Origin of the sequence: Kitasatospora sp. NPDC050543, from assembly GCF_044457565.1 — a bacterium.
Taxonomy (GTDB): Bacteria; Actinomycetota; Actinomycetes; order Streptomycetales; family Streptomycetaceae; genus Kitasatospora.
Window position 1 is genome coordinate 19296 of sequence record NZ_JBITGZ010000023.1, and the last position, 22727, is coordinate 42022.

The 22727-nt window shown below is 72.4% G+C and carries 24 protein-coding genes; 16 read left to right on the forward strand and 8 right to left on the reverse strand.

Annotated elements, in window-relative coordinates:
* Window positions 1-2 precede the first annotated feature (2 nt).
* The 3 genes from ACIBH3_RS25175 to ACIBH3_RS25185 all read left to right on the forward strand — a co-directional run bounded on the left by ACIBH3_RS25175 (window position 3) and on the right by ACIBH3_RS25185 (window position 5076).
* Window positions 3-1571 carry an SCO6880 family protein gene (locus tag ACIBH3_RS25175; RefSeq protein ID WP_396314334.1) on the forward strand — a complete coding sequence of 523 codons (1569 nt, stop codon included), beginning with the start codon at window positions 3-5 and terminating at the stop codon, window positions 1569-1571.
* Window positions 1572-1615: 44 nt separating this feature from the next.
* The gene (locus ACIBH3_RS25180) at window positions 1616-2965 is read left to right on the forward strand and encodes an ATP-binding protein (RefSeq protein WP_396314335.1); all 1350 of its coding nucleotides are present in this window, start codon (window positions 1616-1618) and stop codon (window positions 2963-2965) included.
* A 272-nt stretch (window positions 2966-3237) separates the two neighbouring features.
* Window positions 3238-5076: a bifunctional metallophosphatase/5'-nucleotidase gene (locus tag ACIBH3_RS25185; RefSeq protein ID WP_396314336.1), complete on the forward strand. Its 1839-nt coding sequence runs from the start codon at window positions 3238-3240 to the stop codon at window positions 5074-5076.
* A 54-nt stretch (window positions 5077-5130) separates the two neighbouring features.
* Here ACIBH3_RS25185 and ACIBH3_RS25190 read toward each other — a convergent pair whose 3' ends face one another.
* From ACIBH3_RS25190 to ACIBH3_RS25210, 5 genes are all read right to left on the reverse strand, one after another.
* Window positions 5131-6630 (reverse strand): sensor histidine kinase, encoded by a 1500-nt coding sequence (locus ACIBH3_RS25190; protein ID WP_396314337.1) that lies wholly within the window; start codon window positions 6628-6630, stop codon window positions 5131-5133.
* A complete protein-coding gene (locus ACIBH3_RS25195; protein WP_396314338.1) occupies window positions 6627-7400 on the reverse strand; it encodes a response regulator transcription factor in 774 nt (257 codons plus the stop codon). Before ACIBH3_RS25195 ends, ACIBH3_RS25190 begins: the two co-directional genes overlap by 4 nt.
* A gap of 87 nt (window positions 7401-7487) precedes the next feature.
* The gene (locus ACIBH3_RS25200) at window positions 7488-8645 is read right to left on the reverse strand and encodes a S1C family serine protease (protein ID WP_396314339.1); all 1158 of its coding nucleotides are present in this window, start codon (window positions 8643-8645) and stop codon (window positions 7488-7490) included.
* A 145-nt stretch (window positions 8646-8790) separates the two neighbouring features.
* Window positions 8791-9834, reverse strand: coding sequence for a LacI family DNA-binding transcriptional regulator (locus tag ACIBH3_RS25205; protein ID WP_396314340.1), 1044 nt, complete (start codon window positions 9832-9834; stop codon window positions 8791-8793).
* Between the two features lie 178 nt (window positions 9835-10012).
* Window positions 10013-10744 carry a response regulator transcription factor gene (locus tag ACIBH3_RS25210; RefSeq protein ID WP_396314341.1) on the reverse strand — a complete coding sequence of 244 codons (732 nt, stop codon included), beginning with the start codon at window positions 10742-10744 and terminating at the stop codon, window positions 10013-10015.
* A 725-nt stretch (window positions 10745-11469) separates the two neighbouring features.
* On the opposite strand from ACIBH3_RS25210, the gene ACIBH3_RS25215 reads away from it, so the two are divergent.
* The 7 genes from ACIBH3_RS25215 to ACIBH3_RS25245 all read left to right on the forward strand — a co-directional run bounded on the left by ACIBH3_RS25215 (window position 11470) and on the right by ACIBH3_RS25245 (window position 15996).
* The gene (locus ACIBH3_RS25215; protein WP_396314342.1) at window positions 11470-11787 is read left to right on the forward strand and encodes a MoaD/ThiS family protein; all 318 of its coding nucleotides are present in this window, start codon (window positions 11470-11472) and stop codon (window positions 11785-11787) included.
* Window positions 11784-13046: a hypothetical protein gene (locus ACIBH3_RS25220; protein WP_396314343.1), complete on the forward strand. Its 1263-nt coding sequence runs from the start codon at window positions 11784-11786 to the stop codon at window positions 13044-13046. The genes ACIBH3_RS25215 and ACIBH3_RS25220 overlap by 4 nt, the downstream gene beginning before the upstream one ends.
* Before the next feature lie 99 nt (window positions 13047-13145).
* Window positions 13146-13859: a DUF2993 domain-containing protein gene (locus ACIBH3_RS25225; RefSeq protein WP_396314344.1), complete on the forward strand. Its 714-nt coding sequence runs from the start codon at window positions 13146-13148 to the stop codon at window positions 13857-13859.
* 329 nt (window positions 13860-14188) lie between these two features.
* Window positions 14189-14269 (forward strand): Ms5788A family Cys-rich leader peptide, encoded by an 81-nt coding sequence (locus ACIBH3_RS25230; RefSeq protein ID WP_350517234.1) that lies wholly within the window; start codon window positions 14189-14191, stop codon window positions 14267-14269.
* 217 nt (window positions 14270-14486) lie between these two features.
* Complete coding sequence (locus ACIBH3_RS25235; RefSeq protein ID WP_396314345.1) at window positions 14487-15320, forward strand: sulfurtransferase; 834 nt, start codon at window positions 14487-14489, stop codon at window positions 15318-15320.
* A 35-nt stretch (window positions 15321-15355) separates the two neighbouring features.
* A complete protein-coding gene (locus ACIBH3_RS25240; protein ID WP_396314346.1) occupies window positions 15356-15646 on the forward strand; it encodes a DUF1416 domain-containing protein in 291 nt (96 codons plus the stop codon).
* Window positions 15647-15723: 77 nt separating this feature from the next.
* Window positions 15724-15996, forward strand: coding sequence for a DUF3099 domain-containing protein (locus ACIBH3_RS25245; RefSeq protein ID WP_396314347.1), 273 nt, complete (start codon window positions 15724-15726; stop codon window positions 15994-15996).
* 13 nt (window positions 15997-16009) lie between these two features.
* On the opposite strand, the gene ACIBH3_RS25250 is transcribed toward ACIBH3_RS25245, so the two are convergent.
* On the reverse strand, window positions 16010-16372 hold the full coding sequence (locus ACIBH3_RS25250; RefSeq protein ID WP_396314348.1) for a DsrE family protein: 363 nt from the start codon (window positions 16370-16372) through the stop codon (window positions 16010-16012).
* A gap of 279 nt (window positions 16373-16651) precedes the next feature.
* Between ACIBH3_RS25250 and ACIBH3_RS25255 the strand changes: the two genes are divergently transcribed.
* The 3 genes from ACIBH3_RS25255 (at window position 16652) to ACIBH3_RS25265 (ending at window position 18890) form a co-directional block, all read left to right on the forward strand.
* A complete protein-coding gene (locus tag ACIBH3_RS25255; protein WP_396314426.1) occupies window positions 16652-17236 on the forward strand; it encodes an FABP family protein in 585 nt (194 codons plus the stop codon).
* Window positions 17237-17346: 110 nt separating this feature from the next.
* A complete protein-coding gene (locus ACIBH3_RS25260; protein ID WP_396314349.1) occupies window positions 17347-17832 on the forward strand; it encodes a Fur family transcriptional regulator in 486 nt (161 codons plus the stop codon).
* A gap of 95 nt (window positions 17833-17927) precedes the next feature.
* Window positions 17928-18890: a YgfZ/GcvT domain-containing protein gene (locus tag ACIBH3_RS25265; RefSeq protein ID WP_396314350.1), complete on the forward strand. Its 963-nt coding sequence runs from the start codon at window positions 17928-17930 to the stop codon at window positions 18888-18890.
* A 38-nt stretch (window positions 18891-18928) separates the two neighbouring features.
* Here the strand turns inward: ACIBH3_RS25265 and dtd are convergent, their stop codons facing one another.
* Window positions 18929-19369 carry a D-aminoacyl-tRNA deacylase gene (gene dtd, locus ACIBH3_RS25270; protein ID WP_396314351.1) on the reverse strand — a complete coding sequence of 147 codons (441 nt, stop codon included), beginning with the start codon at window positions 19367-19369 and terminating at the stop codon, window positions 18929-18931.
* 440 nt (window positions 19370-19809) lie between these two features.
* Between dtd and ACIBH3_RS25275 the strand changes: the two genes are divergently transcribed.
* The 3 genes from ACIBH3_RS25275 to ACIBH3_RS25285 all read left to right on the forward strand — a co-directional run bounded on the left by ACIBH3_RS25275 (window position 19810) and on the right by ACIBH3_RS25285 (window position 21823).
* Window positions 19810-20490, forward strand: coding sequence for an ABC transporter substrate-binding protein (locus ACIBH3_RS25275; protein WP_396314352.1), 681 nt, complete (start codon window positions 19810-19812; stop codon window positions 20488-20490).
* Window positions 20491-20561: 71 nt separating this feature from the next.
* Window positions 20562-21521, forward strand: a complete 960-nt coding sequence (locus ACIBH3_RS25280; protein WP_396314353.1) for an asparaginase — start codon at window positions 20562-20564, stop codon at window positions 21519-21521.
* A gap of 86 nt (window positions 21522-21607) precedes the next feature.
* Window positions 21608-21823 carry a dodecin gene (locus ACIBH3_RS25285; RefSeq protein WP_396314354.1) on the forward strand — a complete coding sequence of 72 codons (216 nt, stop codon included), beginning with the start codon at window positions 21608-21610 and terminating at the stop codon, window positions 21821-21823.
* 382 nt (window positions 21824-22205) lie between these two features.
* On the opposite strand, the gene ACIBH3_RS25290 is transcribed toward ACIBH3_RS25285, so the two are convergent.
* On the reverse strand, window positions 22206-22697 hold the full coding sequence (locus ACIBH3_RS25290) for an inorganic diphosphatase (protein WP_396314427.1): 492 nt from the start codon (window positions 22695-22697) through the stop codon (window positions 22206-22208).
* Between the last annotated feature and the right edge of the window lie 30 nt (window positions 22698-22727).

Here is a 22727-nt window from a genome sequence, read left to right on the forward strand (position 1 = left end):
AAGTGAGCAGCGACGGCCAGTACGGCGCCCAGTACGCCCAGCCGTATGTGCACCAGCGCCGCACCTATCTGATCGGCAAGTCCCGCCCGAACGCCCCGATCGGCCGCAACCGGGAGTCCGGCGAGGTCGTGCTGATCATCTTCGGGGCGTTCCTCGGCATGCTCTGGGGCCTGCTGATGCCGATCCTGCCGCTGCGCATCGCGGGCCTGGTCGGGCTGCCGCTGCTGGCCATCATGGCGGTGTACGTGCCGTACCGCCGGCGGACCTTCTACAAGTGGGTGGAGATCAACCGCACCTACCGCCGGACGGTGCGCAGTGGGCGGGCCGTCTGGCAGTCGAACGTGGTCGAGGCCGGGACGGGGCTGGACGGCCGCGAGGTCGAGGTCGGCCCGCCGCCGGGCGTGGGCCGGCTGCGGTGGCTGTCGGCGCCGTTCGGGCCGGACGAGGTCGGGGTGCTGATGCACCTGGAGCGCCGGACGGTCACCGCGGCGATCGAGATCGAGGGGCCGGGCGTCGGCCTGCGGGACTCCGAGGACCAGGAGACGCTGGTCGACCGGTTCGGCACGCTGCTCAAGCATGTCGCCAACGGCGACGGCTTCGTGACCAGGCTGCAGATCCTGGCCCGGACGCTGCCCGCGGACCCGGACGCGCACGCCAAGGATGTCGAACGGCGCGGTGACCACGCCGCGCCGCGCTGGCTCCAGGACTCCTACGACCAGCTGCAGTCGATGGTCTCCACCTCCTCCGAGCAGCATCGCGCCTACCTGGTCGCCTGTATGCACTACACCCGGGACCTCGCGGCCGAGGCGCACGCGATGGGCCGCACCGCGAACGGCCGGCGGGCCAGGGACGACGACGGGCTGGCCTCGGTGATGGCGCGTGAGCTGACCGACATCTGTGCGCGGCTGGCGGAGGCGGACATCAGGGTGCGTCAGCCGCTGGGCCACGCCAGGCTCTCCTCGCTGCTGCACTCGATGTACGACCCGGACCACCCGATCGACCACCTCCAGGCGATGTCGCAGCGCAACGCCTGGCCGGCCGAGCTGGACGCCACGCACCCGCAGTACCTCCAGGCCAAGACCCGGGAGTCGGCGACCCGCGAGCCGTGGTGCCACGCGACGGCCTGGATCAAGGAGTGGCCGCTGACGCCGGTCGGCGTCAACTTCCTGGCGCCGCTGCTGGTGCACACCCCGGACGTGATCCGTACCGTGGCCGTGACCATGGACCTGGAGCCGACCGACGTGGCGATCGAGCGGATGCTGACGGAGAAGACGAACGACGAGGCGGAGGCCAGCCGGGCCGCGAAGATGAACCGTACGGTCGACCCGCGCGACCTGGCCCACACCGGCCGGGTGGACCAGCGCGGTGACGACCTGGCCTCGGGCGCGGCCGGGGTGAACCTGGTCGGCTACATCACGGTGTCCTCGCGCAGTCCGGAGGCACTGGCCCGGGACAAGCGGACCATCCGGGCGTCGGCCGGCAAGAGCTACCTCAAGCTGGAGTGGTGCGACCGCGAGCACCACCGGGCGTTCGTCAACACCCTCCCGTTCGCCACGGGCATCCGCCGCTGATCCGCCACTGATCCCTCGCTGATTCCCCCTGGAGGCCCCCCGTCATGGCGCTCGGCAACCTCACCGACTCCTTCACCAGCCTGATGTTCGGCAAGGTGGAGACCACCAGGCTGCCGGTGCGCACCTCGACGGGGCAGGCGCAGGCGGTCTACCTGCCCACCGCCGCGCCGGGGCTGGGCGACTCCGGGGTGATCATCGGCCGGGAGGTGTACAGCGGCAAGGGGTACGTCTACGACCCCTTCCAGCTGTACGGCCAGCAGCTGCCGGCGCCGCACTGGCTGGTGCTCGGCGAGTCGGGCAACGGCAAGTCGGCGCTGGAGAAGACGTACGTCCTGCGGCAGCTGCGCTTTCGCGACCGGCAGGTGGTGGTGCTGGACGCGCAGGGCGAGGACGGCGTCGGGGAATGGAACCTGATCGCCAACGCGCTGGGCATAAAGTCGATCCGGCTGGACCCGATGGCGGCCCGTGACGGCGGGGTGAAGCTCAACCCGCTGGACCCGGCGATCACCACCACGGGCCAGCTGTCGCTGCTGCGCACCATCATCGAGGTGGCGATGGGCCGCGGCCTGGAGGAGCGGGCCGGCTTCGCGCTGAAGGCCGCGCACGCCCATGTGGTGGCGACGGTGACCGACCGTCAGCCCGTGCTGGACGACATCATCACCACCCTGCGCAACCCCGAACTCTCCTCGGTGGAGTCGCTCGGGGTGGCGGTGGACGACGTGCAGGCCTGGGGTCTGGACGTGGCGCTGGTGCTGGACCGGCTGGTGGACGGTGACCTGCGCGGGATGTTCGACGGCTCCACGACGGACGGCATCGACCTGGATGCCCCGCTGATCGTCTTCGACCTCTCGCACATCGACCGCAACTCGATCGCGATGCCGATCCTGATGGCGATCGTGGGTGTCTGGCTGGAGCACACCTGGATTCGGCCCGACCGGAAGAAGCGCATCTTCCTGGTCGAGGAGGCCTGGCACATCATCAACAGCCCGTTCGTGGCCCAGCTGTTCCAGCGGCTGCTGAAGTTCGGCCGCCGGCTCGGGCTCTCCTTCGTGGCGGTGGTGCACCACCTGTCGGACGTGGTGGACGGCGCGGCGGCGAAGGAGGCGTCGGCGATCCTGAAGATGGCCTCCACCCGGACGATCTACATGCAGAAGGCGGAGGAGGCCAGGGCGACCGGCCGGGTGCTGGGCCTGCCGCGCTGGGCGGTGGAGATCATCCCGACCCTCTCGCCGGGCATCGCGGTCTGGGACGTGAACGGCAACGTCCAGGTGGTGAAGCACATCATCACCGAGGCGGAGCGTCCGCTGGTCTACACGGACCGGGCGATGACGGAGGACGCGGTGGCCGAGCGGGACCGGGCCGAGCGGCACCTGGCGGCCGAGCCCGGGGTGTGAGGCTACTCACTGGTAGTGGGGCGGCGGCCGATCTGTCGATCGGTCAGAGCGTCGGTGGCGCCGGTGAACACGGCTGGGTGCGTGTACGGATCGACCGGCGGGTGGTCATCCGCCCGGCCGGCAGCGTTCCCGTCGTCGGTAGGTAACCCTCTCGTTACGTCCAGGGACCTGACAGCTACGCGCGTTGACCCTAGGCTGCACGGATCACGAGCAACATTGCCCACCAGCCCGGCCCCGTCCGCAACGGGGCCCTCCAGGTGCAGGGGACCCACATGCCCAATGCCGGTCAGACCGGTAGCGACCTGCTCAGCAGCAGGTCCAGGAACGTCAGATACCGCCGCGCGGCGCTCTCCGCAGTCGCCGCCGCCGGTCTGCTCGCCACGGTGGTCGTGCCGAGCGCCGCCCAGGCCGCCGAGGCCAAGCGTCAGAAGACCGTCAACCTCCAGCTGTTGGCGATCAACGACTTCCACGGCAACCTGGAGCCCCCGGCCGGCTCCTCCGGCAACATCACGGAGATCGACCCGGCGACCGGCAAGACCGTCGCCACCCCGGCCGGCGGCATCGAGTACCTGGCGACCGCGCTGCGCGAGGCCCGCATCCCCGCGGACGACTCGATCACCGTGGCCGCCGGCGACATCGTCGGGGCCAGCCCGCTGACCTCCGCACTGTTCCACGACGAGCCGACCATCGAGGCGATGGACAAGCTCGGACTCGACGTCACCGCCGTGGGCAACCACGAGTTCGACGAGGGCGCCAAGGAGCTGCTGCGCCTCCAGGACGGCGGCTGCCACCCGACGGACGGCTGCTACGAGAAGGGGCGCAAGTTCAAGGGCGCCAACTTCAACTACCTGGCCTCCAACGTCACCGACCAGAAGACCGGCAAGCCGATCCTGGCGCCGTACTGGGTGACCAAGTCGCAGGGCGTGAAGATCGGCTTCATCGGCGCGACCCTGGAGGGCACGCCGGACGTCGTCACCGCCGAGGGCGTCAAGGGCCTGAAGTTCGGCGACGAGGTCGAGACGATCAACAAGTACGCCGCCGAGCTGAAGAAGCAGGGCGTCAACTCGATCGTCGCGCTCATCCACGAGGGCGGCTACCCGGCCAGCACCACGTACAACTACGACTGCGGTGCCTCCGGCCAGGGCATCTCCGGCCCGATCGTCGAGATCGCCAAGAACCTCGACCCGGCCATCGGCGCCATCGTCAGCGGCCACACCCACAACGCGTACGCCTGCACCATCCCCGACCCGCAGGGCGTGCCGCGTTCGGTGACCAGCGCGGCCTCCTTCGGCCGGCTCTACACCGAGATCGACCTCAAGCTCGACAAGAGCACCGGCACCATCGTGCGTCCGTCGGTGAAGGCCGCGAACCACGTGGTGCGCCGCACCGTGGCCAAGGCGCCGGACATGACCGCGCTGATCGACCACTACTCCAAGCTGGCGGCGCCGGTCGCCGGCCGCTCGCTCGGCTACATCGCCGGTGACATCAACGGGCGTGGCAGCAGCGCCCTGGAGAAGCCGCTCGGTGACGTCATCGCCGACGCCCAGCTGGCCGGTCTGTCCGCGCCCGACAAGGGCGGCGCGCAGATCGCCTTCATGAACCCCGGCGGTATCCGCTCCGACCTGGTCTACAAGGCCTCGGGCAGCGAGGGCGACGGGGTGGTGACCTACGGCGAGGCGTTCACCGTCCAGCCGTTCACCAACATGATGCAGGTCAAGACGCTGACCGGCGCTCAGGTCATCCAGCTGCTCCAGCAGCAGGTGAGCGGCTCCAACGGCGCGGCGCCGAGGATCCTGCAGTCCTCCAAGGGCCTGACCTACACCCTGGACATGCGCAAGGCGGGTGCGGAGCGCCTCGTGGTCGACTCGGTGAAGCTGAACGGCACCGCGATCGACCAGGCCGCCAAGTACCGCGTCGCGGCCAACGAGTTCCTGGCCAGCGGCGGCGACGGCTTCCCGGCCTTCGCGGCCGGCACGGAGAAGCTGGTCGGCGCGTCCGACCTGGACCTCTTCGCCGCGTACCTGGGTGCCAACAGCTCGGCGGGCAAGCCGCTGGCCGTTCCGGCTCAGGACCGCATCAAGATCATCGGCCCGGACGTCGACATCGACTGACCGGTAGCCGGTGGGAACGGGCGGGGCGCTGTCGGGGCGCCCCGCCCGTTCGCGTCATCCGGCGCTCGGCTGCCCCGGCAGCCGGACCGTCGCCAGCGCCCCCGGACCGCCGTCCCCGGCCGGCCCGAGTGCCACCTCGCCCCCCGTGTCCCGTACCGTCTGCGCCACGATCGACAGCCCCAGGCCCGAGCCGGGCAGCTGACGCGAGGACGGCGAACGCCAGAAGCGGTCGAAGACGTACGGCAGTTCCTCCGGCGGGATGCCGGGCCCGTGGTCGCGGACGGTCAGCACCCCCTGGGACAGCCGCACCTCGATGGTGCCGCCCGGGGGGCTGTACTTGACGGCGTTGTCCAGCAGGTTGATCACCGCCCGCTCCAGCGCGGCGCCGTCGCCGTGCACGTACCAGGGCTCGGCGCTCAGTTCGAAGGCCAGCCCCGGACCGCGCAGCCGGGCCCGCTCCACGGCCCGCCCGGCGATCTCGTGCAGCGCGACCACCGCGCGGTTCTGGCCGGGCCTGGGCGAGTCCGGGCGGGAGAGCTGGAGCAGGTCGCCGATCAGCAGCGTCAGCTCCTGCATCTGTGCCTTCAGGCTGCCCAGCAGCTTGGCGCGGGTCGCCGGGGGCAGCGGGCGGCCCGTCTCGTCACTGCGGATCAGCAGGTCGACATTGGTGCGCAGCGAGGTCAGCGGCGTCCGGAGCTCGTGCCCGGCGTCGGCGATCAGCCTGGTCTGGCGGTCGCGGGAGTTGGCCAGCGCGGTGCTCATCGAGTTGAACGAGGAGGCGAGCCTGGCGATCTCGTCGCTGCCGCTGACCGGGATGGTGGTGCCGACCTCCTCGGTGCGGGCCATGTGCTCGACCACGTCGGTGAGATGGTCGACCGGCTTGAGCGCCGAGCGGGCCACGAGCCGCCCGATGACGGCGGCGCCGGCGATGCCGACGGCGGCCACGACGCCGAGGATGAGGGCGAGCTGGTTCAGCGACTCGTCGATGGGCTTGGTGGAGGCGGCGGTCAGCATCACCCCGCCCTGCCGGCCGACCGGGTACCGGGCGATCTTGACCAGCGCCGGGGTGCCGTCGGTGAAGTAGCCGGAGCGGATCTCGCTGTGACCCGGCCTGAAGGCCACCGCGTCGAGGTCGCCCTGCTGGAGCACGATGGCCTTGGTCGACCAGGTGGGAAGGCAGACCTCGGTACCGTCGGCGGAGACGAACTGGGCCTCGACCAGACCGGGCTGTCCCGGCGGCCCGTGCTCCTGCTGCCCGGCGACGACCCGGTTCAGCGCGGCCTGCGGCGTGACGTCGCACTGCACCGGCACGTCCCGCGGCAGTGGCTGCGCCGACGTCAGGTTGGCCCGCACCAGGCTGTACAACCGCTGCTCCACGATGAACCAGCAGGCCAGCGCCGACAGGGCGATGGCCACCGCCACCGCCGCGGCCGTCAGCGCGGCCAGCCGGGTGCGCAGGCTGCGGGCGCGGTACCAGCTGCTGAGCCGCTGCCAGGCGCGCCGGGCCGGGCCTGCGGGCCTCGGCGGCAGCAGGGGTGGCGGGGTATCGCTCACGCGGCGACGCCGGCGGGCTGGCGCAGGGCGTACCCGACGCCGCGGACGGTCTGGATCAGCCGGGGCTGGCCGCCCTGCTCGGTCTTGCGGCGCAGGTACATCACGTAGACGTCCAGCGAGTTGGAGGAGGGCTCGAAGTCGAAGCCCCACACGGCCTTGAGAATCTGCTCACGGGTCAGCACCTGCCGGGGGTGCGACAGGAACATCTCCAGCAGCATGAACTCGGTGCGGGTCAGCTCGACCGGCCTGCCGCCGCGGGTGACCTCCCTGGTCGCGGTGTTCATCCGCAGGTCGGCGAAGGCCAGCACCTCACTGTCGTCCTCGGCGGTCGCCGCCCGGGCCGCGGCCTCGGCCGCGAGGGCGTTGCGCCGCAGCAGTGCGCGGACCCGCGCGAGCAGCTCGTCGAGTTCGAAGGGCTTGGCGAGGTAGTCGTCGGCGCCGACGTCGAGCCCGGTGACCCGGTCGCCGACGGCGTCGCGGGCGGTGAGCATGAGCACGGGCGCGGTGTCGCCGCGCGAGCGCATCCGGCGGACGGCGGTGAGGCCGTCCATCCTGGGCATCATGATGTCGAGCAGGACGAGGTCGGGCTTCTCGCGCTCGACGGCGTCCAGCGCCTCGTAGCCGTCGGTGGCGGTGGTGACCTCGTAACCCTCGAAGGCGAGGCTGCTCTCCAGGGCGTCGCGCAGGGCGGGCTCGTCGTCGACCACGAGGAGGCGGGCGGGGGCTGGGCCGGCCTCGGCGGGGGTGCGGTCGTCGGCGGGGGGAGTCATGGGCGGTTGCCCTTTCTCGTCGGTGCGGATGTCCGGGGAGAGCGATGGGTAGGGCAATTGTCCGCCCAGTGTGTGTCCGGTGTGGGGCTAGACGTTCTGGCCGGCCTGGAGCTTCGGCAGGACCTGCTTGACGTCGTTGATCGGGATGGCGAAGCCGAGGCCGACGCTGCCCGCGGTGCTGGAGTCGGCGGTCGAGCTGGAGCCCGTGGCGGAGTACATCGCGGAGTTGATGCCGATCACCTGGCCGGCGGTGTTGATCAGCGGCCCGCCGGAGTTGCCGGGGTTGAGCGCGGCGTCGGTCTGGAAGGCCTGGTAGGAGGCGGTGTCCCCGCCGGTGGCGGCGCTGCCGCGCTGGCCGGGCAGGTTGGGGAAGCCGAAGCCGCCGTTGCCGCGGGTGGTGCCCTCGTCGACCTGGACGGTGACGGGCCGGTTCTTGGCGCTGATGATGCCCGAGGTGACGGTGCCGGTCAGGCCCTCGGGGTTGCCGATGGCCACCACCGCGTCGCCGACCGCGACCGCGCCGGAGTCGCCGAGGGTGGCCGGGGTGAGGTTCCTGACGCCGGAGGCGGTGATCACGGCGATGTCCAGCGACTTGTCCGTGCCGGTGACGGTGGCGTTCGCGGTGGAGCCGTCCTTGAAGGTGACGGTGGCCGTGCCGCCGCCGGCCGCGCCGGAGATGACGTGGTAGTTGGTGAGGATCTGGCCGTCGGTGTTCAGGACGACGCCGGTGCCGGTGGCGGTGCCGCTCGCGGTCTTCACGGTGATCTGGACGACGCTGGGCGAGACGGCGGCCGCGATCGCGGCGACGTCGGCGCTGCCGTCGGACCTGGCGGCGACCGGGGCCGCGACGGTGGCGGTGTTCGCCACGGAGCCACCGCGCTCCTGGGCGGCGATCGCACCGCCGGTGACCCCACCGAGGACGGCGGCGACCGCTGCCACGGCGGTGACCAGTGCGAGCCGTCCGCGCAGCATGCCCCGGCGGGCGTGTCCGCCGGGGCCGCCCGCGTGGGCCGGCCCGGCCGGCGGCGGGGGAGGGGTGCCCCAGCCCGCGCCTGAGTGGTCCTCGACGTAGGTGGGGCCCACGACCGTGCCCTCCAGTACCGGCGGCGCGTGCTCGGGCGTGGGCGTGGGAGTCGGGGTGGCCGGGGACGGGGTGGCCGCGGCCGGGGGCGTCGGCGGGGCCCACCCCGCGTAGCCGGACGAGGGGGTGCTGCCGGGCTGGGTGCCTTGCTGCTGCTCGTTCATGGGCACCAAAATCCGCCCGGTGGATGAGAGTCCGATGAGAGCGGTCTCAGAACGGCCCGAGAAGCCCGTTGACTTCTCATAAAGCCTGGTCAGCAGGCGCAGGCGCAGGGCACCGCCGACCGGGGCGCGGCGGCCACGGGCCGGCTCAGAGCGATTCGGTGCCGCCGCAGCCGCAGGAGCGGCGGACCACCAGGCGGGACGGGAACTTGCGTACCCGCTCGGTGTCCGAACCCGGCACCATCAGCGAGTCGTCCAGCACCAGGTCCACGGCGGCGCGCGCCATCGCGTCCCGGTCGGAGGCGACGGTGGTCAGCGGCGGGTCGGCCAGGGCCGCCTCGGGGATGTCGTCGAAGCCGGCCACCGCGAGGTCCTCCGGCACCCGCAGGCCCACCTCGCGGGCGGCCCGCAGCACGCCGATCGCCTGGTCGTCGGTGGAGCAGAAGATGGCCGATGGTCGGTCCGGCGTGCGCAGCAGCTCCACCGCGACCTGGTAGGCGCCGTAGCGGTGGAAGGGCGCGTCGATCAGGTGCCGCTCGGTCGGCAGCTCATGCGAGTCCATCGCGCGCTGCCAGCCCTCGACGTGGTCGATGACGGGGTCGCCGGGCGCGGGGGAGTCGACCGGGCCGCCGAAGCAGGCCACGTACGGGTGGCCGTGCACCTCCAGCAGGTGGCGTACGGCGAGCTCGGCGCCGCCCACGTCGTCCGTCACCACGGACACGTCGTCGATCGCCTCGGGGCGGCGGTGCAGCAGCACCACCTTGGCGCCCTCTATCGCGGCGAACTCTTTGGCGGCTTGCTGCGGGGCGCCCTGGCTGACCAGGATCAGACCGGAGACCCGCATGCCGAGGAAGGCGCGGACGTAGTGCATCTCGCGGTCGTCGACATAGTCGGAGTTGCCGATCAGGACGAGCTTGCCGCGCTCGGAGGCGACGCGTTCCACCGCGTGCGCCATCTCGGCGAAGAACGGCTGCCGGGCGTCGGGGACGACCATGCCGATCAGGTTGGTGCGGCGGGAGGCCATCGCCTGGGCGACGCTGTTCGGCCGGTAGCCGAGCTGCTCGATCGCCGCGAGCACCTTCTCCTTGGTCGCGGGCGCGACCGGGCGCGGCCCGTTGTTGATGACGTAGCTGACGACCGCGGTCGAGGTCCCAGCCAGTCGGGCTACATCGTCGCGCGTCACTTTGGCCACGAGGGGAGTCTACGCGTGTGGCGTGCCGGCCGGGCAGGGGGCCGAGATCCTTTCGGCAGGCCAGGGCCGGAAGGATTCGGATGTAACGGACAAAGCCGGGCGGGAATTCCGCCCGGCGGCCGCGCCCGTGGGCGGCGGGCCGCCGGCTCCCTGGCCGCGCCCCTGTTCAGGCCCCTGTTCAGGCCTCCACGGAGGTGGCGGACCGCTGCTCCAGGCCTGGCCGCTCACCCTTGTCCGGCTTCTCCGGCACCACGAAGCGGTACCCGACGTTGCGGACGGTACCGATCAGCTGCTCGTGCTCCACGCCCAGCTTCGCCCGCAGCCGGCGGACGTGGACATCCACCGTCCGGGTGCCGCCGAAGTAGTCGTAGCCCCAGACCTCCTGGAGCAGCTGCGCCCGGGTGAAGACCCGGCCGGGGTGCTGGGCCAGGTACTTCAGCAGCTCGAACTCCTTGAAGGTGAGGTCGAGCACCCGGCCCTTGAGCTTGGCGGAGTAGGTCGCCTCGTCGACCGAGAGGTCGCCGTTGCGGATCTCCATCGGGCTGTCGTCGGCGACCACCTGGAGCCGGCCCATGGCCAGCCGCAGCCGGGCCTCGACCTCGGCCGGACCGGCGGTGTCCAGCAGGACGTCGTCGATGCCCCACTCGGCGGTGACGGCGGTCAGGCCGCCCTCGGTGACGATCAGGATCAGCGGGCTGCCGATACCGGTGGAGCGCAGCAGCTGGCACAGGCTGCGGATCTGCGGCAGGTCCCGGCGGCCGTCCACCAGGATGACGTCGGCGCTGGGGGTCTCCACCAGGGCGGAGCCCTCGGCGGGCGCCACCCGGACGGTGTGCAGGAGGAGGCCGAGAGCCGGCAGCACCTCCGCGGAGGGCTGGAGCGCGTTGGTGAGGAGAAGAAGAGAACTCATACCCGGTAGTCCCCTTTCCGGGTCGTCGCGGTCGCGTTGCGGCTGCCGCCACAGCCGGATGGCGCTGGTGCGTGGAGGTGGCGCCCGGTGCGCGTCCCTTGCGGGGCGGCGGCGGGCGGCGTGAGGGAGGGAGCGTTCGCCGGGAAGGATCCGGGGGATTTGCCGGCGCGCACGGCAGTACGGGGCGTGCGACAGAGGTCCCGCAACCCCTGGCGCTCCGTTGCTGCCCTGCTCATCCCGCGAACCCTCCGGTCTGTTCCCGCACCGGGCGGCGGCCCGATGCCGGTTCCGACGCCCCGGCCGGCTGCGCGCACTCCGTTGTGCGCTGGCGGCGGGGCGGCCCCGCGGCCGCCCGCGGAGGTGGACCGCGGGCTCGCGAGGACATCCGTACTGGCGTCCTGAAAGCACAAAAGGACCCGGGGGCGACTCTGCCCGGATCCCTTACGCCACGAGAATAGCCGACCACGCCCCGCACCGGGAGGGGCCCGCGGCGAGGGATGGGCCACTTCGGCGGCTGTGCGGGTGAGCCCCGCCACACGGTGTCCGCTGGGCGGACACCCGGTTGGCCAGGGCGATTGCCGCGCACCCCGGCGGACAGGCCATCATTGGGGGCAGATCGCCCGCACCGGGTGCGTACACCCTTTCGGGTGGGTGACAGACGGGCCCCGACGGGGACACCGGGCCGGGACGACCGGACCGGGCGAGGACGACGAGGAAGGGTTGCCATGGCTGCGACCACCGAGCCCACCAGCGGCCCGGCCCCGACCGGGGCGGGTGCCGGCGGGGTCAGCGGGACGATCCGCTACTGGGCCGCCGCCAAGGCGGAGGCGGGCCTGGCCGAGGAGCCCTACCGGGCCGGGACCCTCGCGCAGGCGCTGGAGCAGGCGCGGCAGCGGCACGCGGACCGGCCCCGCTTCCTCCAGGTGCTCGGGCACAGCTCGTTCCTGGTCGACAGCGCCCCGGTCGGCGGCCGCGACCACACGACGGTCGCCCTCACCGAGGGCGGCACCGTCGAGGTTCTCCCACCCTTCGCGGGCGGGTGAGCGGCGTGAGCGAGGGCTACCAGCACCCCGATCAGTACCCGCACCTGCGGCCCGGCCCGAATCCCGGGCCGCTTCCGGGTGCGCAGTCGTACCCGCAGCCGGGCTCGCAGTCGTACCCGAACGGCGTGCCGGGCTGGCCGGCGCCGGAGCAGGCGCCGTACGCCGCCCAGGCGGGCCGGCCCGCGCCGGCCGGATACCCGCAGGACGATCAGCTCCACGCACCGCACGAGCCGTACGCGCCGGCCGGACAGCAGCAGGCGCCGCACCCGTACGCGGCGCAGCCGCCGTACCCGCAGCCGCAGCAACAGCCGTACGCCCCCGCGCAGCAGCAACAGCCGTACGGGCAGGCGGGCACCGTCCAGGCGGGCGCCGCGCAGCCGTACGCGCAGGCCTTCCCGGCGGCGTACCCCGAGCCGGAGACCCAGCAGCTGCCGGTGTACCCGAAGCACGACCCCGCGCCGTACCCGCCGCAGTCCGTCGCCGCCCCGCAGCCGCCGGCGCCTGCCGCGCCCGCGCCCGCGCCCGCCGCGCCCGGGGTGGTGCGGACGGGCTCGCCGATCATCGAGCCGGGCCTGCAGCCCGCCCTGATCACCGCCGCGCTGGCCGCGCTGCTGGCCGGCGGCGCCGCGCTCGGGCTCGGCCGGGTGCCGCTGGCACTCGTGGTGGCGCTGCTCCAGGCCCTGACCGCCGCCGGCTGGTTCCGGCTCAACGGCATGTGGCCGGCCCGCCAGGGCATCGCGCTGGCCGCCCTGGCCGGATTCACGGCCGACGCGGCGATGCTGCTGACGGATGTGAACGGCGGGGCCGCCGCCGCGGTGGGCACGCTCGGCGGGTTCTTCCTGCTGGTGCTGGTGCTCCAGACGTTCCGCCCCTCCGACCCGGCCGAGCGCTTCTACGCGCTGACCGTGCTGGGCTCGGCGACGGTGGTGACGGTGTTCTGCTCCGCGCTGCTGCTGGCGGACTGGGTGCCGGCCGCGGTGGGGGCGGTGGCGGCGGCCACCGTGCTGTCCACGCTGCCGTTGCCCGGGCCGAAGGTGCTGGCCCCGTTGCTGGGGGTGGCGGCAGCTGCCGGCTTGGGTCTGCTGGTCGGCGCGCCCGCCGCGTTGGGGGCGCTCGCGGGTGTCGGCGCGCTGGTCGGCCGCCGGGTCGCCGCGTACGACTTCCCGTCCCGGTTCGTTCACATGACGGCCGGGGTGGCGCTGCCGCTGGCCGTCGCCGCGCCGCTGGTGTGGCTCGGCAGCCGCCTGCTGGCGGGCTGAGCCGCCGGTAGCGGAGCGCTCGGCCCGGAACCAGGATTCCGGGCCGAGCGTCGTACGACTGTGCGACCGTAGGGCGGTGAGCGGCGACGGGGGAGTGCGATGCGTGGTTGGCAGAAGTTGACGATCGGTCTGGTGGTGCTCTCGGGTCTCCTGGTGGGCGCCGACCGGATCGCCGTCGGCGTGGCCGAGGACCAGGCCGCCGACCAGCTGGTGAAGAGCGGCAAGCTCAGCGCGCGGCCCGAGGTGTCGATCGAGGGATTCCCCTTCCTGACCCAGGTGCTGTCCATGAAGCTCGACGACGTGCACCTGTCCGCCGACGAGCTGACGGTGGGTGACGGCAGGCAGCAGGTGGCCCTGCACTCCTTCAAGGCCGAGCTCTCGGGTGTCGAGGTGAGCGGAAGCCTGGACAACGCGACCGTTTCCAAGGGCACCGGCAGCGGCCTGATCACCTACGCGGACCTGGGCCGGCTGCTGCCGCCCGCGTCCCAGTTCGTCCCGGAGGCGGGCAAGCTGATCCCCGGGAACACGCGGCTGTCGCTCTCCTACGGGGGGCCGGGCAAGATCAAGGCGGCGCTGGGGCCGATGCAGGTCGGCGAGGGCACGGTGCGGGTCAAGGACAACACCGTCACCACCGACGGGTTCCAGCTGACCGGCCTCGCCTCGATGATCGGCGGGGCCACCGGTCAGCACATCCAGCCGGTGGGCTTCAGCCTGGGCGCGCTGCCGGCCGGGCTGAAGCTGGCCGACGCGGTGCCGCAGCCGGACGGCCTGAAGCTGACCTTCCAGGGCACCGGCCTCAAGCTCGTCGGCTGAGCCTGCGCGCGCCGCGGCCGCGCGCCCCCGGTGCGCCCGCACCTGCGCCCCGCATCTGCGCTGCTGCGCCCGGCCGAGCCCGGCGACCCGCCCCGGCGGCCCCGCGGGTCACAGCCTCCCCACGCCACCCTTCCGTCCCGCTCCGCGAGACGCGCTGTCCAGCGCGAGCCCGCGCAGGCGGTGGTGTCCGGCGTCCACGGGTGACTGTGAGGGCTCCGGCCCGCTCCCCGTAAGCCAAGACGAGGCCAAATCTCAGTATTCGATTCAATTGGTCTCACTATTCGATACGCTAATGACAGCGGGCCTCCCGTGTCCCTAGCATCGACCGCATGAAGCGACAGACGGACCTCACGAAGCGGCGGGCGGTAGACCTGTGCCGCGTGGCTGCCTGTCTGTGTCGAATGCGCTAACCGGGCGGCCCTTTCGGGCAGTTCTCGCCCGCCGCCGCACTTCCCGGCGATCCGGACCGGCCCTTGTTGCCGACCATTGCCACTGCATCTCGCAGACCTGAGTTCGCCCCGACCTGCACCCGGTTCCGTCCCACTATTCGGACAAGAATTCGGACCGGTCCCGTCGAACCTCCCCGCCGTACCTTCCGCAAACCGCCCCCGGATGGAGATCATCACCATGAGCCGCAGCGACGTCCTGGTAGACGCCGACTGGGTCCAGGCCAACCTGGACAACCCGAAGGTCGTCATCGTCGAGGTCGACGAGGACACCACCGCGTACGAGAAGAACCACATCCGGGGCGCCGTCCGGATCGACTGGAAGAAGGACCTCCAGGACCCGGTGCGCCGCGACTTCGTGGACCAGGCCGGCTTCGAGAAGCTCCTCTCGGAGAAGGGCATCGCCAACGACGACACCGTCGTGCTCTACGGCGGCAACAACAACTGGTTCGCCTCGTACGCCTACTGGTACTTCAAGCTGTACGGCCACGGCGATGTCCGCCTGCTGGACGGCGGCCGCAAGAAGTGGGAGCTCGACTCCCGCGACCTGGTCGCCGAGGTGCCGGTCCGCACGGCCACCGAGTACAAGGCCAAGGCCCAGGACACCGCGATCCGCGCCTACCGTGACGACGTCGTCGCCGCGATCGGCACGCTGAACCTGGTCGACGTGCGCTCGCCCGACGAGTTCTCCGGCCGCCTGCTCGCCCCGGCCCACCTCCCGCAGGAGCAGTCGCAGCGCCCGGGCCACGTCCCGTCCGCCCGCAACATCCCGTGGGCGAAGAACGCCAACGACGACGGCACCTTCAAGAGCGACGACGAGCTGCGCGCGCTCTACCAGGAGGAGGGCGTGGACCTGGAGAAGGACACCATCGCCTACTGCCGCATCGGCGAGCGCTCCGCGCTCACCTGGTTCGTGCTGCACCAGCTGCTGGGCCAGAAGAACGTCAAGAACTACGACGGCTCCTGGACCGAGTACGGCAGCCTGGTGGGCGTGCCGATCGAGCTCGGCAACTGAGCCCGCTCCACCCGTAAGTCGTAAGGAGAACTGACATGTGTGGTGCGAAGGCCGGCGGCCCGGACCTGGCAGGAGTTGACGTGGCAAACGAGACGATCATCCAGGGTTCGGTGACCCGCGACGGCGAGCCGGTCAACGGCTACGTCCGACTGCTCGACGAGGGCGGCGAGTTCACCGCCGAGGTGCCCACCTCGGCGACCGGACAGTTCCGCTTCTTCGCCCGTCCGGGCACGTGGACGCTGCGCGCGCTCGTCCCGGGGCAGACCGTGGACCGCAAGGTGGTCGCCTCCCAGGGGTCGGCCGTCGAGGTCGCGATCGCGGTCTGAGACCGCCCGCCGACCTGGTCGGCGGATTCACCGAGGGCCTCTGCCGCGGCAGGGGCCCTCGGCCGTACCGTGGAGGTGTGCAGGCACACCGGCGGCACGTCCGCTACTTCGTGATGATGGGCGTCTGTCTGCTGACGTTCGTCCTCGCGTGGGGCGTCGTGCGGTTCTGGTCCGTCCCCGCCGCGATCGGGATGTGCGTCTTCGCCATGGTCATCCCGCCCGCCGCCGCGGTCTTCGCGAACAAGCGCGACCCCGAGGACGACTGGTGGAACGACCCGCGCTGGGACGACCCGAAGTGGGACGAGCCGGGCCACGACCGGGACAGCCCCGACCACGAGCAGCGGCCGTGAACGGCGGCGGACGTCAGTAGACGAGCGCCTGTACGCCGTCCGCCATGATCTCGCTGACGAAGACCTGGGCGCCCGCGATCCGGACACCCTCGACGGTGTCCTTCTGCTCGATCCCGCGCCGGGCCGCGCACTGGGTGCACAGCGTCACCGAGCCGGCCGCCAGGATCGACTCCAGCAGGTCGGGCAGCGGCGCGGCGTGCGGGAGTTCGAACTCCGCGGCGCGCCCCGGCAGCGCGAACCAGGACGACTCCCCGGTCAGCCACAGTGACACCTCGACCCCGCTGGCGACGGCCACCGCCGCCACCGTGAACGCCTGCGAGCAACGCTCCGGTGCGTCCGCCCCGGCCGTGACCTTGATGACCAGCTTCTTCGACATGGCGACACCTTAGCCGCGACGTGGCAGGGCTCACCGAGACCGCCCCACCCCCGGCCGATAGACTCGCGCCGTCATAACTGCCCGCTACCGCCACTGTCGCCGCAATGGGAGTGCCCCGTGTCCGGTCTGGAAATGTTCTTCGACGGCCTGCTGGCCCTGATGGCCGTGCTGATCACCTGGTTCGCCGTCTTCTCGGTGATGAAGCTGTACCAGGGCCAGCGCTGATCCCGTCTGCCGTACGGTTGAGGAAGTCCCACACCGACGACAGTGACCAGGAACATGATCGAGATCCCCTCTGACCTCCACAAGGACGTCGTCCCGCTCGCCTTCCTCCTCGGTACTTGGGAGGGCGCGGGCGTCTACGACTTCCCCGGCAGCGAGAAGTGCAACTTCGGCCAGGAGGTCGTCATCCGGCACGACGGCCGGCCCTTCCTGGAGTTCCGCTCCCGCACCTGGGTGCTGAACAACGAGGGTGAGAAGGTCCGTCCGCTGGAGACCGAGTACTCCTTCTGGCGCATCACCAGCAACCCGCACGGCACCAGTGGCGCGCGCGGGATCGAGATCTCCTCCGTCCGCGACGACGGCACCGTGGAGATCTGGTACGGCGAGCTGGCCGACGGCAAGCCGCAGATCGACGTGAGCACCGACGCCGTCGCCCGGATCGAGGGCTCCGCCCCGTACTCCGGTGGCAAGCGTCTGTACGGCTTCGTCAACGACGAGCTGCTCTGGGTCGGCGAGAAGGCGGCGCCCGAGGTGCCGCTGCGGCCGTACATGTCCGCGCAGCTGAAGAAGGTGCTCAGCCCGGCCCAGCTGGTCAAGGACATCAACGACCTGCCGGACGACGGCATCGCGTTCTTCCGCTGATCCGCGTCCGGGATTCGCCTCCCGCGCCGATCCGCACGCGTGGGTAGGGACCGGCCGCCGGCCGGTCCCTACACTTGCTTCAGGACCTCGACCTCGGCAGGGACAGCATCGTGGCGAACACCGGCACCACCGAGTGGCACCTCTCCGGAGACTGGAAGGCCGATCTGCGCGAGCGCGGCTACCGCCTGACACCGCAGCGGCAGCTGGTGCTGGAGGCCGTCGACGTGCTCGACCACGCCACCCCGGACGAGATCCTCGGGCATGTCAGGCAGACGGCCAGCGGTGTGAACATCTCCACCGTCTACCGGACGCTGGAGCTGCTGGAGGAGCTCGGCCTGGTCTCGCACGCCCACCTGGGGCACGGCGCCCCCACGTACCACCTGGCGGGCCGCCACCACCACCTGCACCTGGTCTGCCGGGACTGCCAGCAGGTCACCGAGACCGACACCGCGATCGCCGCGCCGCTGATCGAGAGCCTGCGCGCCCAGCACGGCTTCGACACCGACCTCAAGCACTTCGCCATCTTCGGCCGCTGCGCCGACTGCACCGCCAAGCTCCAGCAACCCGGGTCCGGCTCCGCCACCACTGCGTCCTGAGCCTCCCGGGCCGCGCGCCCGCCCCGCCGGCCGCACAGGCCGCCGGCTCCGCCTGCCGCCACCCGCCCTTTCACCGCCGGTCTAAGCTGACCGGTATGAAGAGCCCGCTGCTTGCCCTGCCCGGTGCCGTCCCCGCCGAGGGAGCCGACGAGGGCGTGGCCGCCCACTACGGCGACATCTTCCGCGAGCAGCGCCGACTCGCCGAGGGCAACGGTTTCGTCGACCTCTCGCACCGGGGCGTGCTGACCGTCACCGGCGAGGACCGGCTCAGCTGGCTGCACCTGCTGCTCACCCAGCACGTCAGCGCGCTGCCGGCGCAGCAGGCGACCGAGGCGCTGGTGCTCTCCCCGCACGGGCACGTGGAGCATGCGCTGTACCTGGTCGACGACGGTGCCACCACCTGGGTACACGTCGAGCCCGGCACCCAGCAGGCGCTGCTGGCGTACCTGGCGAGCATGAGGTTCTTCTACCGGGTGGAGGTCGCCGACGCGACCGCCGACTACGCGGTGGTGCACCTGCCGGCCGGGTCGTCCGCGTCCGCCGATGGCGCCGCCGCTGTCCGCGAGCTGCCGTACGGCCGGGACCTCTTCCTGCCGCGCGCGGAGCTCGCCACGCTGACCAAGGGCTACGGCCCGGCGGCCGGGGTGTGGGCGTACGAGGCACTGCGGGTGGAGGCGCACCGGCCGCGGCTCGGCTTCGAGACCGACCATCGCACCATCCCGCACGAGGTGGACTGGCTGGCCACCGCCGTGCACCTGAACAAGGGCTGCTACCGGGGCCAGGAGACGGTCGCCCGGGTGCACAACCTGGGGCGCCCGCCGCGCCGACTGGTCTTCCTGCACCTGGACGGCACCGAGGAGTCGCTGCCGCCGCACGGCACCGAGGTGCGGCTGGCCTCGGACCCGCAGGGCCGCGCGCTCGGCTTCGTGACCTCCTCGGCGCGTCACCACGAGCTGGGTCCGATCGCGCTGGCGATCGTCAAGCGCAACGTGCCGGTGGACGCGCTGCTGCTGGCCGGTACGGTGCCGGCCGCGCAGGAGGTCGTCGTCCCGCAGTAGCGCGGCCGGGGCGGCCGGCCCGGGCCGGGCCGGGCGGCTCAGACCTCGACGATCACGGTGAACGGGCCGTCGTTCACCAGTGCCACCTGCATGTCGGCGCCGAAGCGGCCGGTCTCGACCTTGGCGCCGAGCGCCCGCAGCTGGGCCACCACCTCGTCGACCAGCGGCTCGGCGACCGGGCCGGGCGCGGCCGCGTTCCAGGTCGGGCGCCGGCCCTTACGGGCGTCGCCGTACAGGGTGAACTGGCTGATCACCAGCAGCGGCGCGCCCAGGTCGGAGCAGGACTGCTCGACGCCCTCGCCGTCGGCCTCGAACAGCCGGAGCGTCCAGAGCTTGCGGGCCAGCTGGGCGGCCTTGGCGGGGGTGTCCTCGTGGGTCACCCCGACCAGGACACACAGGCCCGGGCCCTCGATCGATCCGACGCTCTCCCCGGCCACCGTCACCCTGGCCTCGGTCACTCGCTGCACCACTGCTCGCATGCGCCCATTCTGCCGGAGGCGGGTACGGGCCCATGGGGCGCGTGATTGGAGGGCGTACGCCGGGTGGTGTGCGCCTGCGCCCCGGCGGACACCGATCTCTCTGCGGAAAGTGCTGGTCGTATCAGCCACCCTCGTTTCGCCAGGGGGCCGTTCGGGTGCACGAGTGGTGCACATGCGCGGGACGGGTGGCACGCTGGGGGCGGTAGCACGGCCCGGGGCGCCAAGGCTCGCCGCGACGGGCCCGGTCCGGCCGGGCGGCCGAGTCGGTCGGTCAGCCGTTCTGGCGGGTTCGCCCTGGCGGGTGGCATCTGCGCCCGGCGGGAACCCTCGGGGGCGCCCGGGCGTGCAAGCAGACGGCACACCAGGGACGGGACCGGACACACGGCACGCGACGGGTGCCGTGAGCGGGCGGGATCAGGACAACGGCAGGTGGTTGGTTGATGGACGCGAGCAGCGCGGCGCAAGGTCGGTCGGGACAGAAGCCGACCTGCGCGCACGGCCCCGGCGCGGCGCGGCGCGGCGTACCGCAGCCGGGCCGGGAGCAGCCCGGCGCGGGGGCTCCGGGGGCGGGGGCGTCCACCGGGGGGGCCGGTCCGGAGCGGCTCGCCCTCGAACAGCTCGGCCTGGAGCAGCTGCGCACCCTGCGCCGGGACGCCCAGGAGCAGGAGGCCGACCTCTCCTACCTCCGCCGCCTGCTGCACGGCCGGATGGACATCCTGCGGGCCGAACTGGACCGCCGACCGGCCGGCGACCGGAAGGCCGGCCCGCCGGGCGGCGAGGACACCGGCGCCCTGCTCGACCGCCTGCCGGCCATCCTCACCGACGCGCCGTCCTCCGTCCGCAGCTCCGCCCGGCACGTCACGCTCGGGCCGCCGCGCGGCGAGCAGTACCAGGTGCAGGCGGACGCCCTGATGGGTGACGTCCTGCTCGCGGACCTGACCGCGCACCCCGCCGAGAAGCTGCTCGCGGCGCTGGAGCGGCTGCGCACCCACGAGCGCGAGGTGTCCGGGCGGCGGCAGATCCTGCAACGCACGGCGGACGACTGCAGCGCCGAAATCACCCGCAGGTACCGTGAAGGGGAAGCCCGGGTCGACGACCTGCTCGCGGGCGGCTCCCTCTGACCGAGCGGCGGCCGCGACGGGGGCGGGGTGCGGCCCGGCCAACCCTCACGTCCCGGAAGGCAGCCACCTCCATGTCGCAGTCCGCAGCCCTGCCCGTCCTGGCCGAGGTCATACGCTCGGGCTTCACCGAGGGCCGCCACCACGGCTCCCTGGTGCTGCTCGCCGCCGACGGCTCGGTCGACTTCGCGCTCGGCGCGCCCGACGCCCCGGTCTTCCCCCGCTCCTGCGCCAAGCCGTTCCAGGCCGTCGCCACCCTGCGCGCCGGGCTGGAGATCGAGGGCCCGATGCTCGCGCTGGCGGCCTCCAGCCACTCTGCCGAATCGTTCCACCGCGAGGGCGTCCGGGCGATCCTGGCCTCCGCCGGGCTGACCGAGAGCGCGCTGCGGACGCCGGCCGACCTGCCGCTGGACGAGACGGAGGCCGAGGATCTGCTGCGCGGCGGCGGCGGCCGGGCGCCGATCATGATGGACTGCTCCGGCAAGCACGCGGGCTGGCTGGCCGCCTGCGTCGCGAACGGCTGGGACACCGACGCCTACCTCGACCCGGCCCACCCGATCCAGCTGCTGGCCCGTGAGGCGCTGGAGGAGGCCACCGGGGAGCAGGCCGCGCACGCCGGCGTGGACGGCTGCGGCGCCCCGCTGCTCGCCGTCTCGCTGACCGGCCTGGCGCGCGGCTACCGCTCGCTGCTGCTCGCAGAGCCCGGCACCCCGCAGCGCAGGGTCGCCGACGCGATGCGCGCGCACCCCGAGTACGTGGCCGGCACCCGGCGGGCCGACACCTGGCTGATGCGGGCGGTGCCCGGCGCGCTGTCGAAGATGGGCGCCGAGGCCGTCCAGGTGGTGGCGCTGGCCGACGGCCGGGCGCTGGCCTTCAAGATCAGCGACGGCGCCGAGCGGGCACGCGGCCCGGTTCTGGCGGCCGCGCTCCGCCGACTGGGCGTCAGCACCCCGGACGGCGCCGTGGCGCGGATCGGCAGTGCGCCGCTGCTCGGCGGTGGTGTGCCGGTGGGCGAGGTCCGCGCGGTCATCTGACCGGCGGAATCGGGCGTGCGGAGGGCCGCCGCAGGGTGCACGGTGGATCGGGGGCCGTCGCACCGCCGCACACCTCAGGAGCCGTCATGAGCGAGCACGTCTACCGGGTCACCGAGATCGTCGGATCCTCGCGGGAGGGGATCGACGCCGCGATCCGCAACGGCATCGACCGGGCCTCCCGGACGCTGCGCAACCTGGACTGGTTCGAGGTGGTGCAGATCCGGGGGCACCTGGAGGAGGGGCAGATTCAGCACTTCCAGGTCGGTCTGAAGGTCGGCTTCCGCCTGGACGACGAGGGCTGACGGGCCGGCGCCGGAGCCCGGCCGCCCGGCCTGGCGCGGCGTCAGGAGCGGTCCGGCCCCGGCGGGCGGCAGCTTGCCGGGGCCGGGACCGCATGCGCCGTCGGGTCATTAGGCGCTGAGCGGGTAACGCCCGTCCGGTTCACGGAAGACGGCGCCGTTCAGGGGTCGCCCCTCGATTCCTCTCGTTGGGCGTACCTGAGTCGACGTCATGCCGACACTCTGTCGGTAGACCTGTCGGTGAACCTGCCGCCGGGTCCGCCCCCCGCACGCGGCGTCGGCGGGGCGCGACCGGGGCCGGGCGCGACGAAGGCCGGGGCGGGCGGATCGCTCCGCCTACCCCGGCCCTCGGCTGCCTCGAACGAACGAGATCGGAGTCGGTGGCTCAGTGGCCGCCGGAGTCCGCCAGGCGCTTGATCGACGCGGTGACCTCGGCCTCGGCCTCGGCACGGCCCACCCAGTCGGCGCCCTCGACGGACTTGCCGGGCTCCAGGTCCTTGTAGACCTCGAAGAAGTGCTGGATCTCCAGACGGTCGAACTCCGACACGTGGTGGATGTCCCGCAGGTGCTCCCAGCGCGGGTCGGTCGCCGGGACGCAGAGCAGCTTGTCGTCGCCGCCGGCCTCGTCCGTCATCTTGAACATGCCGATGGCACGGCACTTGATCAGGCAGCCGGGGAACGTCGGCTCGTCCAGGATGACCAGCGCGTCCAGCGGGTCGCCGTCGTCCGCGAGGGTGCCCTCGACGTAGCCGTAGTCGGCCGGGTAGCGGGTCGAGGTGAAGAGCATCCGGTCGAGACGAAGGCGACCGGTCTCATGGTCGACCTCGTACTTGTTGCGGGAGCCCTTCGGGATCTCGATCAGGACGTCGAACTCCAACGGTTCCTCCAAGGTAGGGACTGACAGAAT